We start from the raw sequence: 13,076 nt of genomic DNA, 5'->3' as shown, positions 1-13,076 counted from the left end.
GATAAAATAAAATGAACACCAAATATTTTGAACATATCGTAGTATATTTGTCCGTTCTTGTTGTTTGTGTCATTATTGCTTTATTCGCAAGAATGCTTGCCATACGTTTAGGTGCAGATGACTTTACGGCACATATTATATTTTGGAGTGTTGTCGCTTTAGGCATTATTATTTATTCAATATTGTCTATTTTGGTTGAGGGGCTATTTACGGCATTAGTTAAGTTCTTCTTTCCAAAGAAACAAGAAGAGGAAACAAATGATAATGTATCTAAGATTGAGACTGGACAAACAATAGAAAGTACTAACAAATCTTCTTCCATACAACATCAGCATTCAATAGACATTGACTCTATTCGTCAACAGCAACAAAAGATAATAAACCAGAAAGAGCAGGATAAACGTGCTATAGCCATTCAATATACTCAGCAGCAGTTCGCACCGTATGTTTCTGATAAAGACCTGCTCAGGCTTTGTAAGTATATAGAGTTATACTCTGCCAAGCTCCCACTATCACAAGTAGAACCGATAAATATCAAAGGGTTAGTTGCTTTAGACTTATTCCATTTTGGTTGGAATATATGGAACCATTTTAGGGTTGGCAAACAAGATGAAATATCACTGTTCCTTAAAAAAGTATTTGCCATCACATTCAAAGAGATGGAAATAGGAAGTATAAAAAGCCATCTGCGTGATGATGAAAAGAAAGGCATTATTCCCATTGTCCAAAACCTTTCAGACCATCAAATAACAGAATAACACACTATCCTATTGTGTTTTTGGAGTGTTTCTTCTGTGTCTTTGGACACAGAGGAAACACTTTTTTCATTTGCACCGTAAAATCAACAACAATTATTATGGTACAAAACGAAATCACTTTTGAGAACTTGCCAAAGGCAGTTGCTCATTTAGTCAGCGAAGTTGCTGAAATTAAACACTTAGTATGTAAAGGGCAAACACCTGTTGCTCCTCCTAAACGCATTCCTATTGGAATAGATGACGCGTGTAAACTTATAGGGAAAGCTAAGCCCACAGTTTATACCTTAGTACGCAAACGCTTACTACCTTGCTATAAGAATGGTAAGCATCTCTACTTTTTCGAAGACGAATTATTGGCATGGATTGAAGGCGGTAAGAAAAAGACCGTTGCTGAAATCAATGAGGAAGCGAAAGCCTTTATCTTTGAGAAGCATTCTGATTCTTCCCTTTTATAAAATCACATATTATGAAGAAGGAAAAAACAGAAACAAGTACAAAGAAATCCAAGAATGAACGTATAGAACAATTCTTGAAAGAGCAATATGCTTTTCGCTATAACACGGTGAAAAGTAGAACGGAGTTCAGACCACAAGGAGAGAACATACCGTTTGCTCCTCTCACTAAATATGACATTAATTCTATGCGCCGTTTAGTAGATGGTTCATTGGGGATATATACTCCCTCTGACAATATTCGTGCGATATTGGAAAGTGATTTTTGTAGCAAAGTCAATCCTATCCATGAGTTCTTGCTTAGTCTGCCTAAACCTAAAGGAGAAGATGAATCTGAAATCATCAAGTTAGCAAACTGTGTATCTGTGAAGAATCCAAATAAATGGCAGCATTATTTTGTAAAATGGCTTGTTGCTGTTGTGGCTAATGCGATGGATGATTTACAATGTCGAAATCACACCTGTTTGGTACTTACTGGAGAGCAAGGAAAGTTCAAAACAACATTCCTTGATTTACTATGTCCAGAGAAATTGAAAGGATATTTATTCACAGGCAAGATAGACCCACAGGGGAAAGACGTACAGACACTGATTGCCGAGTACCTCTTTATCAATATTGACGACCAGTTAAAGGCTCTAAATAAAAGAGACGAGAATGAGTTGAAAAACCTTATAACAACACCAAGAGTAAAATATAGAAGACCATACGACACTTATATTGAGGAATATCCGCATTTGGCAAGTTTTATGGCATCAGTTAATGGCAACGACTTTCTGACAGATCCGACGGGAAGCCGTCGCTTTCTTCCATTTGAGGTAGAAAGTATTGATATTAATTCAGCAAAGGAAATTGATATGAATAGAGTCTATTCTGAAGCTGTAGAACTATGGAGGTCTGGGTATCACTACTGGTTCAACGAAGAGGAAATTGCAGAGTTACATCATGAAAGCGAAGATTTCCAAGTACAGACTATTGAATATGAAATGCTTCTTAAAGGCATGGAAAAGCCAGCAGTAACAGAAGAAAGCTATATGACAACATCAGAAATCTTGAATTATTTACGAGCTTATACTACACTTAATCTAAGTGAAAGGAGAATGGGCGAAGCCTTGAAAAAGGCAGGTTTCTTGAGAAAGTCCAAAAGAATCGGTGGCAACCCAATGTATGTGTATCACATACGCAAGATTGCTCCCAATCCCTTTATTCAAAGTTACAATACTAATTATTAATACTACTTTACTACAAAGAGAGATAAAGCATTGAAAGAAAAAAGATTAGGTTGTAGTAATCAGCAAAAAAGGGATTTACTACCTATTACTACCAACAATTTATATATGTGTAAGGAAATTACTACAAAATAAATGACTACTACATGTTTTTCTTTCACTGTCAACAACTTACAATAATATAACCTTGTAGTAACCAACAAACTTAAAAGTTATAAGTATGACAATAGATGAAATTAAAGCAATATCAATTAAGGATTACTTAGGCAATATGGCTATATATCCTGCTAAGGATTATGGCTATTATGGAATGTATAAAAGTCCGTTTAGAAACGAGCATATTCCAAGTTTCAAAGTAGATTATAATAAAAATCTATGGTATGATTTTGCCCTTAATGAAGGTGGAAGTCTTATAGATTTAGTTATGAGATTACATAAATGTAGTCTAGTACAGGCAATAGATACTTTTAATGGTAAACCAAATATCCAGCCAAGATTCTCCATAGGTAATAACGAAACAAAAAATTTAAGCCAATCACGGATAGAGGTTATCGGTTCTACCAAGCTATGCCATCCGAATCTCATTGAATATTTCACCCAAAGAAGAATCAATCTGAATATTGCTAAAAAGTATTGTAAGGAAATCCATTATAGAATCGCTGATAAGAAATTTTATGCAATAGGCTTTCCGAACAATTCTTATGGGTATGCGTTGCGCAATCCATATTTCAAAGGGTGTTTGCCTCCTTCTGATGTATCGTACATCCCAACCCCTTCAGAACGAATCAATCTATTTGAAGGCTTTATGGATTATCTTAGCTTGCTTACAATGAGCCCAGAGGAAGAGGAAAAATCCGCATTAATTCTAAATTCTATAAGTAATATCAGGAAGTCAAAAATTTTCCTTTCAAAACACAGTTTGGTATGTTCGTATTTAGATAACGATGAAGGAGGAAGAACAGCTTTAAACAAACTCATAGAGGATGGATTACGTATCCAAGATTGCTCTTCTATTTATCAAAACTTTAAGGACTTGAACGAGTGTCTGTGTGCTGAATTCAAGCATTCAGAGAAAGCAGAAATCAAGAAATCCAAAGGGATCAAGCTATGATTACAGGAATTGCTGGGTATGATATATTTTTCGGGGAGCAAGTTTATGTTTTGGGCATACCAAAACCACTTGCTCCACCTCCTGCCACTCGGTTCAGAGAATTATCCCGTCGGTCTCCATCAATTCAAATTAAAGAAAAAAATATGACTAAATCAGAATACAACAAAGGTGGTTGTCCAACCAAAGGCGCTACTGAAAAGAAGAAATACCGTATCACGGTAAAACTTACCACAGAGGATTACTATACGCTCAAAGGTAAAGCCAAGAACGCAGGAATATCCATGAGTGAGTTTGTAAGAAAAGTTCTTGAGAAAGGAAATGTCATAGAACGACTGACCGTAGAGCAAGCAGACTTTATCCGTAAGCTGTGTGGCATGGCAAACAATCTCAACCAGTTGGCTCATCGTGCCAATGCGGAGGGGTTTCATGCCGTTGCTCCTTTTCACAAAATCATTATTGGCAAGATTGACAAAATCCTAAACCTGATACGAAGATGATAGCCAAGATAATGAAAGGCTCGGGCTTCAAGGGTGTCATCAACTACATCCTTGACCCGAAGAAAGGAACGGAGCTTATAGACTGTTCCGGAGTGAGAACAGACAGTATCAGCCATATTGTCCAAAGTTTCATTGACCAGACGGAACTGAATCCACGAGTAAGTAAGGTTGTCGGACATATTTCCCTTAGTTTCCCCGCTCAGGACTCTCGCAAACTCAACAATGAGTGGATGGCGAAAGTGGCGCATGAGTACATGGAGAAGATGGGAATAAAAGATACGCAGTATATCATTGGTCGCCATTTCGACAAAGAACATCCGCACATTCATATCGCATTCAATCGGATAGACAATAACGGCAAGAGCATTTCTGACCGTAACGACAGATTCAGAAGTGAAAAGATTTGCAAGGAACTGACCGCCAAGTATGGTTTGTATTTCGCCGGTGGCAAGGAGAATGTCAAGGAACACCGCCTGAAAGAACCTGACAAGACCAAATATGAAATCTATCAGGCATTGAAAGCAGAAGTAACTCGATGTAGGAATTGGCAATCCCTCCTTGCTCATTTAGAAAAGCAAGGTATTGATGTCTGTTTCAAGTATAAAGGCAACTCGCAGGAAGTTCAGGGTGTCATCTTTGAAAAGAACGGCTACCATTTCAATGGCTCTAAGGTGGACCGGAGTTTCTGTTATTCCAAGATTGACTTTGCCCTGCAACAGAATGATAGAGAACACGAACAGCAGATGCAAGGAACGATAAATCTTATATCTAATGTTGCAGATGTTACGAGTGAAATAGCCAACGACCTTATAGAAGGAGGATTGGGATTATTTCAGACTCATGGCACAGTCTCTGCGGAAGTTTACAACACACTTGACAAAAAGAAGAAAAAGAAAAAACGTAAAATACATTTATAACTATGGCAGATAATAATACATTTGTTCTCTTTGAGGAAATCAAGAACAAGTTGGAAACAATTTACAGGGAACTGAAGGAGCTGAAAGAAAAAGAGAACAGTTCCGTCTCTTTCCCTGTTCCATCTACACCTGTGCAAAATGACGACCAGCAAGAACAGGAATTACTCAATCAGTACGAATTGCGTACAAAAGCCGTTCTTAACAAGTACATTGATGTGCAAAAGCGCATCAAGGACGAGGAGGCTAAATCCATAGACAAATTGGTGGCAAGTGTCTTGACCATGCTGCACGAGTGGCAGGAGCAGAAAGAATATCCACAACCGCAAGAACAGATTCACAGGCATAGCTTTGACATCAAGTCATCGAAAGTCTTTACTACAGTAGTGGCAGTGTCTTTCCTTTGTCTTATTTCTTTGGTTGGTAATTACTCCTTATGGCAAAGCAAACAACAATACAAAGATGATGCCTTGAAATTCCGTATCATCAGAGTGTGGAGAGGTTGCAGCCCAAAGGAAATCTTATGGCTCAATGATGTGTTTGACATTCATCGCGATGCTACAATGATTAAAAGAATCAAGAAGCAGACGGATAATTATAACTGGGAACTGAAAGCAAAAGCGGATAGCCTAATGCAGAATAATCTGCAAAATAGGAAAGGCAAATAGAAATATGGATATAAAACTTTTAAAGGAGGAGAAAAAATCTCCTCCTTTTTAGCTACTTATACAATAATATTTACTATATTTGCAAACAATCTTATAATATTTATGAAAAATCCTACCAACAGAATAAAAGAGGTGCTTACCGAAAAAGGAATCAAGCAGACATGGCTTGCAGAAAAGCTCGGCAAGAGTTTTACGATAGTGAACTCCTACGTTTGCAATCGTCGTCAGCCAAGTTTGGAACTTCTATTCCAAATAGCAGAGATATTACAAGTCAATCCTAAGGATTTGATCAATACAAAAGATGACAAATAAAGTATCATTTCATAAAGCCATATGATAACTGACTTTGAAGAATATATACGACAGGGTGAACCGCATAAACGTGAGAAGGGTTATGCGTGGCAGACGGCTATTGGCTTGCAGGCTGTTGATGGTTTGAAAACTTCCGACTATCTGCGTGAGACTGCTCGACAGCATATTGAGGGCAATATCACGATTGAGGAGGTGAAGCAACTTGTCAATAGCTACTATGAATCTAAGACTGTCCGTAAGGATATAGAGGACAGGACCGAAGAGGCAGATAAAGTTTCGGCTCGTATCACTGAATTGCTATCTGAGCAGAGTTTTACGTTCTCACCATTAGAGTATATTGCTATTCATCGTCGATTGTTTGTAGGCATTTATAATCATGCAGGTGAGATAAGAGATTACAACATTACGAAAAAGGAATGGGTGCTGAATGGAGAAACTGTACTGTATGCAGGTGCAGACAGTATTCGTGAAACTTTGGATTACGACTTTGCCCGTGAAAAGGAATACGATTATAGGCATCATGACACAGTGGAAGCCATGAAGCATATTGCGCAATTCGTTTCCGACCTTTGGCAAATTCATCCATTTGGAGAAGGAAATACTCGTACCACAGCAGTTTTCACCATTAAGTATCTGCGTACATTTGGCTTTGGCGTCAGCAACGAAATCTTTGCCAACTATTCGTGGTACTTCCGCAATGCACTGGTTCGAGCCAACTATAACAATATACCTAAAGGTATTTTTGCGACAACACAATACCTTGAAGCGTTTTTCCGTAATCTGATATTGGGTGAGCAGAATGAGTTAAAGAACAGGTTTCTACATGTTTCGGCAGATACTCAAAGTGCAAAAGAAAATGCTACAAAGTGCAATATTTGCACTTTGAATTGCACTTTAGAAGAATTGGCATTGCTCAACTTCATTAAGGAGAAGCCGAATGCAACGCAAAAGGAAATAGCAGCGCATATAGGAAAATCAGAACGAACGATAAAGACGATGACCGTAAAATTATCTGAACAAGGCATCATTGAACGCAAAAATGGTCGGCGTAATGGCTATTGGGTTATAAAAAGCAGTCAAATAAACAACTAAATTCTCATTTATGGAAGAGAAGAAAGAACAACATAAGAAATCAATTCGCTTCTTCAACGACCGTGAAGTACGTGCCGTATGGGATGAAGAAAATAATTGTTGGTGGTTTTCTGCAACAGACATTGTGCGTGCCATTAATGATGAGCCTGACTACACCAAAGCAGGTAACTATTGGCGCTGGCTAAAACGTAAGTTGAAACAAGAAGGCATTGAACCTGTGAGTGCTACTCACGGCTTTAAATTTGAAGCACCGGATGGAAAGATGCGTATTGCAGATGTTCTTGATAGTGAAGGAGTGGCTTTATTAGCAAAGCACTATCCCAACAATCGTGCAAATGAGTTCCTTGACTGGTTTACATACAGCGATAATACATTGGATGGACAGAGTCGAAAGAAAGCATATCAGTTATATGAAAGTGGTTTGCTGAAAAGTCTTGAACCGGGCAGCATACAATGTTTACAGCAGATTCATGCTTATCTCTTTGGAGGATTGTACGACTTCGCTGGACAAATTCGCACCAAGAATATTTCAAAGGGAGGTTTCACTTTCGCTAATTGTATGCACTTCCCTGCTACACTGCAAACGATAGAGCGAATGCCAGAAACTACTTTCGATGAGATAATGAACAAGTATGTTGAAATGAATGTTGCCCATCCTTTTATGGAAGGCAATGGTCGCAGCACTCGCATTTGGCTTGACCTCATGCTGAAGCGTTCTCTCAAACGGTGTGTGGATTGGAGTCAAATAGATAAGAACGAGTATCTGTCAGCAATGCGTGAGAGTGTGTCTGATAGTACACGCATTAAGGCTTTAGTAGAGCCTGCACTCACAACAAAGATTGATGACAGGGAAATGTTTATGAAAGGTATTGACTATTCGTATTATTATGAGCAAAATGAGTGATTAATAAAATGAGACGTAATCTTATGAGTAACTTTAAACATTGTTTACACATATAGACAGCCCTCGTATCTAAAGAAGTATTCATCTAAAACTTTGAGCAGTCTTATTATAAGGAGTAGAGGACATAACAAATATTTAATTTAAAATAAATAATAGTATCAATGACTTTTACAGAAGCTAAAAATGAATTTGATAGTAAATATCAGTTTATAAAAGAATATACTTGCTTTCTACCGGAGCATTTAACAATGAATAGGAAAACCTATTTTCAAAAGAAAAATGGTGAACATAATGAGCAATACTATAAATGGCAATTCCTTTATTCTATTGTACAATCTGGATTATTCATTAAGGATTATATTGGAACCGAAGTTCAGTTTCCAAAAGGAAATAAATCATCGGCTCCTATTAGACTTGATGCTGCAATATTTGATGATGTTTCATGGTTTGAAAAGTACAAAGATTACCATAACAATGGCAATAATGAAAGTTTAGATTGGCTTCGGGAACACCTGTTAGTTGCTTTGGAATTCAAAAAAGAGGATAACAAAAATATTGCAGATATTTGGGACAAACAGTTAAAGGCATATCTAAATGAGAGTCGTCGTTCCTTTTGTTTGGGTGTTTTGTATGACACAGAAAGGCTCTATCTATTCCGCAAGTCTAATGGAATGTTCTTGAGATATAGTGAAGAATTTAATGTAAAGGGAGATAATAGCAAGACCAAAGAACTTTCATTACATCTTCCCGATCCTTATTTTAATTTGCCAAATTTTGAATGCTTGTTAGAGTGGTCTGCTACGAAAACTCTTGATCGTTCTAAAAGAAAAATAGAAGATTTGGATATAATCTCTGGCGTACATTCTACTCAGATAAACGATGCTATGAGCAGTATTCTGCGTAGAATGACCGATGTTGGAATGCTGAATCCAATCGGCTTTGAGATCTTGATTCAAATTTTATCTCTGAAAATCTTTGATGAAAAGAGAAACGAAAAGAATCCAAAACGTTTTCTTGACTTTTATATAACAGATCACTACTGTCCAAAGAAAAATTCTTGAACCTAATTCAAATTGATTATTTTCAATGAGTTACGCGAATATTATTTTTTCGAGATTTGGTTTTGTACTTTTGCAAATCGTATTGCAAGAGGCAGAACTCATGAATCAAGGAAAGACCGTATTCGCTCAAATCATGTCGCTCATACCAAGATATGAGTTCGACAAGTGCGTAAAGAGATACAACGGCAATAGACATGCCATCGGCTTCAAATGCAGAGACCAGTTTATGGTGATGAGCTTTGCCCAGTTCACCGACCAGATTAGTCTCCGCAGCATTGATGCGACGCTGGTGGCTCTCTCTTCCAAGCTCTATTCGAGTGGAATAAAGTATATCCAACGTTCGACTTTGGCCCATATCAATGAGACCAAGGATTGGCGTATATACCATGATTTTGGGCAGAGCCTGATAGCCTGGGCAAGAGAGCTGTACCAGGACGAACCGTCCCGGCTTGACGTGGATGGCATCGTGTATGCCTTTGACAGCAGCACCATCAAACTGTGCCTCCAGCTTTGCCCGTGGGCTCGTCTGCATCATGACAAAGGGGGTGTAAAGATGCATACACTTCTGGATTTGCGTGGCTCCATACCAACCTTCATCCATCTGACGGAGGCTGCTGTTCATGATTCCAAGACCATGAGTCTGATTCCCGTAGAACCAGGAAGCTACTATCTCATGGACAAGGGTTATGTTGACTTCAGACAGTTGTTCAACCACTTCCATCGTCAGCAGGCTTTCTTTGTGACAAGGGCAAAAGATAACATGAGGTATGAGGTAGTTGAGGAACGTCCTGTAGACAAACAGACAGGAGTTACAAACGACACCATTGTCAGACTTACAGGACCAAGAACCTCCAAGTGGTATCCAGACACACTGCGCATGGTTGTTTACGAAGATTATGCCACAGGTAACGTCTACAGATTCTTGACCAATGACTTTACTCATTCCTACCTGACAATCGCAGAACTCTACAGGGAACGCTGGCAAGTGGAGTGCTTCTTCAAATGGATAAAGCAGCGAATGCACATCAACTCGTTCTACGGAACGAGCCAGAATGCTGTATTCTCGCAGATTTGGATTGCTATCTGCGATTATCTGCTGCTTGCCGTTGCAAAGAAAGTGTACCATATTGAACAGGATCTCTATATTTTATCGGCTGCCATCGGGAAGGTTCTCTTTGAGAGGAAACCCTTAGGCGAACTATTCGTTAAACCAAAACGTCCTCAGAATGACTCCAATGATGGTCAGCAGACCTTATGGAAAAATTTCTTTGGACAGTAGTGATAACAGATAGTGAAAAGAACTTTAAAACACTCGCAGATTCCCCATTACAGAACTTTATAAAACGAATAAATTCTTTAAGGGCAGATGCATCTGGTATGTATTATAGAATATTGAAAGATAACCCGCTGAATGTAAAGAATGAGAATCATATAAAGATACTGATAGAGGTTGTCTATCAGTTTCAAGACTATTCTTTTGTCCGTTCATACAAAACAGATCTTTACCAGTTGGTCTTTTATAAATTTGCTCCTCAATTCTCTAAAGATAATAATGCGCAATTTATAACGCCACTTCCACTTATTGACTTTTTAGTAAATATTGTAAATCCTAGAAATGGTGAAACGGTGATAGATCCGACTGTAGGAATAGCAGACTTCCTGTCTGTTTCCTATGTGAATTCAAATAGCAAATTAGATGATAATAATATCTATGGTATGGATATTGACGATCAGATGGTTATGCTAGCCACTCTTAATATGCTGCTCAATGGAGATGGTAATGCTAAAATCAAGGCAAAAGCAGGATATGGCTCATTGTTATCTAAGTTCGATACAAAAGGGGACATTATAGACCTTATCCCATCAATGAATCAGAAAGGTAATTGGGATAATAGACCGGACACGAATGAACTCAAAAAATTTGATGTCGTGCTTACCAATCCTCCATTTGGAGAAGATAGAGCCTTTGTACCTCAAGACGATAAAGATTTAGAAATGATACAATGCTATGAATTATGGGATTTATACAGCAATAACGGTGAGGGTGAAAAGAAAACAAAGAAACAAGCAAATAAAATTGATCTCGGTGTTGTCTTTTTAGAAAATGCATATCGTATTCTCAATGAGAATGGACGTATGGGCATTGTGTTGTCTAACTCAATCGCAAGTATTGATTCTCATAGAATTGCTCGCAAGTGGTTAATGGACAATATGCGTATTGTTGCTATATTTGACTTGCCTGCAAATGTATTTGCCGAAACAGGAGTTAACACATCCATCATCGTTGCATATAAACCAAAGAAGAGTGAGCTGGAGAAATTAAAAGAGCAAAACTATCAGGTTTTTGCACGAGAAATTCAGAGAATAGGCTATGAAGTGAAAACAAGTAAACGCGTGAAATTCTTTTCCCCAGTATATAAAATCAACTATGACAACTTCGAAGTTGAAATAGATAAGGATGGCAGAGCTATGCTCGATGAAGATTTTACCCAAACAATAGCTGATTTTAAGCAGTGGTGTTTGGGACAAGAAAAGCAATTACAAGATATTTTTATTAAATCAAAGTAAACAATGGATAGTAATAAGTATATTAAGACCCCCTCTTCTATTTCTTATAAAGACATTGGCAAAGCTGATTATACCCTGTCAGCCTCGCAGTATAAGCATTTGTCAATGCTTAACACCAATACTCTTACTGTTAGGGATTTCCTTAGCAGACCACTTCAAAGGAAAGATTTAGGCATAGAAGTTGGTAGTTTGAACTATATAAATCAATCTACACATTATTTCTTACGAACAAAGGCTTTGCAAGAACATTCATTCTTGCCTGAAATAACAAAAGAAACAATGCTTCCCATAATGCCACAAAGTTTTGTTCAAATGAACTTAAAAGAGGGAGACTTAATTATTTCAAAAGATAGTAATATTGGAGAAATTGCAATTTTAGATAAAGATTATCCTAATGTAATGCTTTCTGGTGCTCTCTATAAACTGCCTGTACACAGTAAGAAATATTATTTGCTGGCTTTCATTAAGCATATGCTTTTTCGTGAACAACTTGATGTTATGGTACCCAAAGGTGCTACCATTAGACATGCAAAGACTTTATTTCTCGACTGTAAAATTCCAATGCCCAATGAAAATGTAGAAAATACTATTAGGTTTGTAGAATTATTAACTCAGGCTATCATCAATAAAGAAAAACTGATAAAAATACGTCATCGTGAAATCTTATTAACTATAGAACAGGAACTTCTGAATAACCAAAAGAAAAATTGCTTTAGGTTTGAGCAGCCAACATTTACAGGCATTGTAAATTCTGGACGACTTGATACCAGTCTTTATTGTGAGAAATTTCAGTACTGGAACTTTATTGTCAAGAATTATAAACAAGGATCTATTGATCTTATTTCAAGAGGTTTTACATGGACAAGAGGAACGTCTTTGGAAAGGGGATTTATAGGAACGAGAATAGATAGTGCTTCCTATTACAAAGGCTTCTATGAATTAGTCCTTCCAACTTATATAAGTCAATATGGATTTGTGGAGAAAACGTCCTTTATAGGCACACCTACCACTTTGAAAACTCTATCTAAAGGAGATATAATTTTTGGTGGTGAAGGTTTTGGGAAAGGTAGGACATTTGTCGTATTGAATGACGATTATAATGTCGCTACTAATTATCATGGGATAAGGATAATTAATAGCAATAATGATTTAACAGAAAGTATATTCATTCGATGCTTTCTTGCTTTTTGGCGTTCAAAGGGTATGATAGATTATATCGGAGTTGGTGGCTCTGGCGGGCATTGTGCTCCCTCTTATTTTCATTTAATAGAAACTCCTTTGTTTTCTCATACTAAGCAAGAAGAAATTGCACAACTTTATCATAATCCACAATCTAATTATAATACTGAAAATTTTACTTTGGACAACTTTTTAGAATTAGACAATGCCTATAATGAAGACGCTGGTATCTATGAATTAGACAAGACAGCAAAAATGCTGAAAGAAATCCTAAATACAGCAATTGATAATATTGCAAACGACAAAGAAGTAACCATAAAATTCTCTAAATAAG

Annotated in this window: 14 protein-coding genes; all 14 read left to right on the top strand. The window is 37.4% G+C overall.

Translation table 11 applies throughout. The annotated features are described in order from the left end of the window. Window positions 1–11: 11 nt before the first annotated feature. The 14 genes from P150_RS0100325 (at window position 12) to P150_RS0100260 (ending at window position 13,075) form a co-directional block, all read left to right on the top strand. Window positions 12–758, top strand: a complete 747-nt coding sequence (locus P150_RS0100325) for a hypothetical protein (protein ID WP_028895977.1) — start codon at window positions 12–14, stop codon at window positions 756–758. A 98-nt stretch (window positions 759–856) separates the two neighbouring features. After that, window positions 857–1,213 (top strand): helix-turn-helix domain-containing protein, encoded by a 357-nt coding sequence (locus P150_RS0100320; protein WP_028895976.1) that lies wholly within the window; start codon window positions 857–859, stop codon window positions 1,211–1,213. 11 nt (window positions 1,214–1,224) lie between these two features. Then, window positions 1,225–2,439, top strand: coding sequence for a VapE domain-containing protein (locus tag P150_RS0100315; protein ID WP_028895975.1), 1,215 nt, complete (start codon window positions 1,225–1,227; stop codon window positions 2,437–2,439). A 217-nt stretch (window positions 2,440–2,656) separates the two neighbouring features. After that, window positions 2,657–3,547, top strand: a complete 891-nt coding sequence (locus P150_RS0100310; protein ID WP_028895974.1) for a toprim domain-containing protein — start codon at window positions 2,657–2,659, stop codon at window positions 3,545–3,547. 143 nt (window positions 3,548–3,690) lie between these two features. Continuing rightward, window positions 3,691–4,044, top strand: coding sequence for a plasmid mobilization relaxosome protein MobC (gene mobC, locus P150_RS0100305; RefSeq protein WP_028895973.1), 354 nt, complete (start codon window positions 3,691–3,693; stop codon window positions 4,042–4,044). Beyond that, window positions 4,041–4,961 carry a relaxase/mobilization nuclease domain-containing protein gene (locus P150_RS0100300; RefSeq protein WP_028895972.1) on the top strand — a complete coding sequence of 307 codons (921 nt, stop codon included), beginning with the start codon at window positions 4,041–4,043 and terminating at the stop codon, window positions 4,959–4,961. Before mobC ends, P150_RS0100300 begins: the two co-directional genes overlap by 4 nt. A gap of 2 nt (window positions 4,962–4,963) precedes the next feature. Beyond that, complete coding sequence (locus P150_RS0100295; RefSeq protein ID WP_028895971.1) at window positions 4,964–5,626, top strand: hypothetical protein; 663 nt, start codon at window positions 4,964–4,966, stop codon at window positions 5,624–5,626. Window positions 5,627–5,728: 102 nt separating this feature from the next. Beyond that, a complete protein-coding gene (locus P150_RS0100290) occupies window positions 5,729–5,938 on the top strand; it encodes a helix-turn-helix domain-containing protein (protein ID WP_028895970.1) in 210 nt (69 codons plus the stop codon). Window positions 5,939–5,959: 21 nt separating this feature from the next. Further along, window positions 5,960–7,030: a Fic family protein gene (locus P150_RS0100285; RefSeq protein WP_036931943.1), complete on the top strand. Its 1,071-nt coding sequence runs from the start codon at window positions 5,960–5,962 to the stop codon at window positions 7,028–7,030. 10 nt (window positions 7,031–7,040) lie between these two features. Further along, the gene (gene fic / locus P150_RS0100280; RefSeq protein ID WP_028895968.1) at window positions 7,041–7,934 is read left to right on the top strand and encodes a protein adenylyltransferase Fic; all 894 of its coding nucleotides are present in this window, start codon (window positions 7,041–7,043) and stop codon (window positions 7,932–7,934) included. Between the two features lie 161 nt (window positions 7,935–8,095). After that, complete coding sequence (locus P150_RS0100275; protein ID WP_028895967.1) at window positions 8,096–8,995, top strand: hypothetical protein; 900 nt, start codon at window positions 8,096–8,098, stop codon at window positions 8,993–8,995. A 25-nt stretch (window positions 8,996–9,020) separates the two neighbouring features. After that, window positions 9,021–10,274: an IS4 family transposase gene (locus P150_RS0100270; RefSeq protein WP_028895966.1), complete on the top strand. Its 1,254-nt coding sequence runs from the start codon at window positions 9,021–9,023 to the stop codon at window positions 10,272–10,274. Beyond that, window positions 10,250–11,563 (top strand): class I SAM-dependent DNA methyltransferase, encoded by a 1,314-nt coding sequence (locus tag P150_RS15570; RefSeq protein WP_197018020.1) that lies wholly within the window; start codon window positions 10,250–10,252, stop codon window positions 11,561–11,563. Before P150_RS0100270 ends, P150_RS15570 begins: the two co-directional genes overlap by 25 nt. A gap of 3 nt (window positions 11,564–11,566) precedes the next feature. Continuing rightward, window positions 11,567–13,075: a hypothetical protein gene (locus tag P150_RS0100260; protein WP_028895965.1), complete on the top strand. Its 1,509-nt coding sequence runs from the start codon at window positions 11,567–11,569 to the stop codon at window positions 13,073–13,075. Window position 13,076: the final 1 nt, after the last annotated feature.

It is taken from the genome of Prevotella sp. HUN102, assembly GCF_000688375.1.
In the GTDB taxonomy this organism is placed as follows: domain Bacteria; phylum Bacteroidota; class Bacteroidia; order Bacteroidales; family Bacteroidaceae; genus Prevotella.
This window is presented reverse-complemented; position numbering and strand designations above follow the sequence as displayed.

Coding starts and splice junctions, on each gene's coding strand:
- P150_RS0100260 (WP_028895965.1), top strand. CDS start 11,567: ATGGATAGTAATAAGTATATTAAGACCCCCTCTTCTATTTCTTATAAA.
- P150_RS0100270 (WP_028895966.1), top strand. CDS start 9,021: ATGAGTTACGCGAATATTATTTTTTCGAGATTTGGTTTTGTACTTTTG.
- P150_RS0100290 (WP_028895970.1), top strand. CDS start 5,729: ATGAAAAATCCTACCAACAGAATAAAAGAGGTGCTTACCGAAAAAGGA.
- P150_RS0100315 (WP_028895975.1), top strand. CDS start 1,225: ATGAAGAAGGAAAAAACAGAAACAAGTACAAAGAAATCCAAGAATGAA.
- P150_RS0100275 (WP_028895967.1), top strand. CDS start 8,096: ATGACTTTTACAGAAGCTAAAAATGAATTTGATAGTAAATATCAGTTT.
- P150_RS0100325 (WP_028895977.1), top strand. CDS start 12: ATGAACACCAAATATTTTGAACATATCGTAGTATATTTGTCCGTTCTT.
- P150_RS0100295 (WP_028895971.1), top strand. CDS start 4,964: ATGGCAGATAATAATACATTTGTTCTCTTTGAGGAAATCAAGAACAAG.
- P150_RS0100320 (WP_028895976.1), top strand. CDS start 857: ATGGTACAAAACGAAATCACTTTTGAGAACTTGCCAAAGGCAGTTGCT.
- fic (WP_028895968.1), top strand. CDS start 7,041: ATGGAAGAGAAGAAAGAACAACATAAGAAATCAATTCGCTTCTTCAAC.
- P150_RS15570 (WP_197018020.1), top strand. CDS start 10,250: ATGGAAAAATTTCTTTGGACAGTAGTGATAACAGATAGTGAAAAGAAC.
- P150_RS0100300 (WP_028895972.1), top strand. CDS start 4,041: ATGATAGCCAAGATAATGAAAGGCTCGGGCTTCAAGGGTGTCATCAAC.
- P150_RS0100310 (WP_028895974.1), top strand. CDS start 2,657: ATGACAATAGATGAAATTAAAGCAATATCAATTAAGGATTACTTAGGC.
- P150_RS0100285 (WP_036931943.1), top strand. CDS start 5,960: ATGATAACTGACTTTGAAGAATATATACGACAGGGTGAACCGCATAAA.
- mobC (WP_028895973.1), top strand. CDS start 3,691: ATGACTAAATCAGAATACAACAAAGGTGGTTGTCCAACCAAAGGCGCT.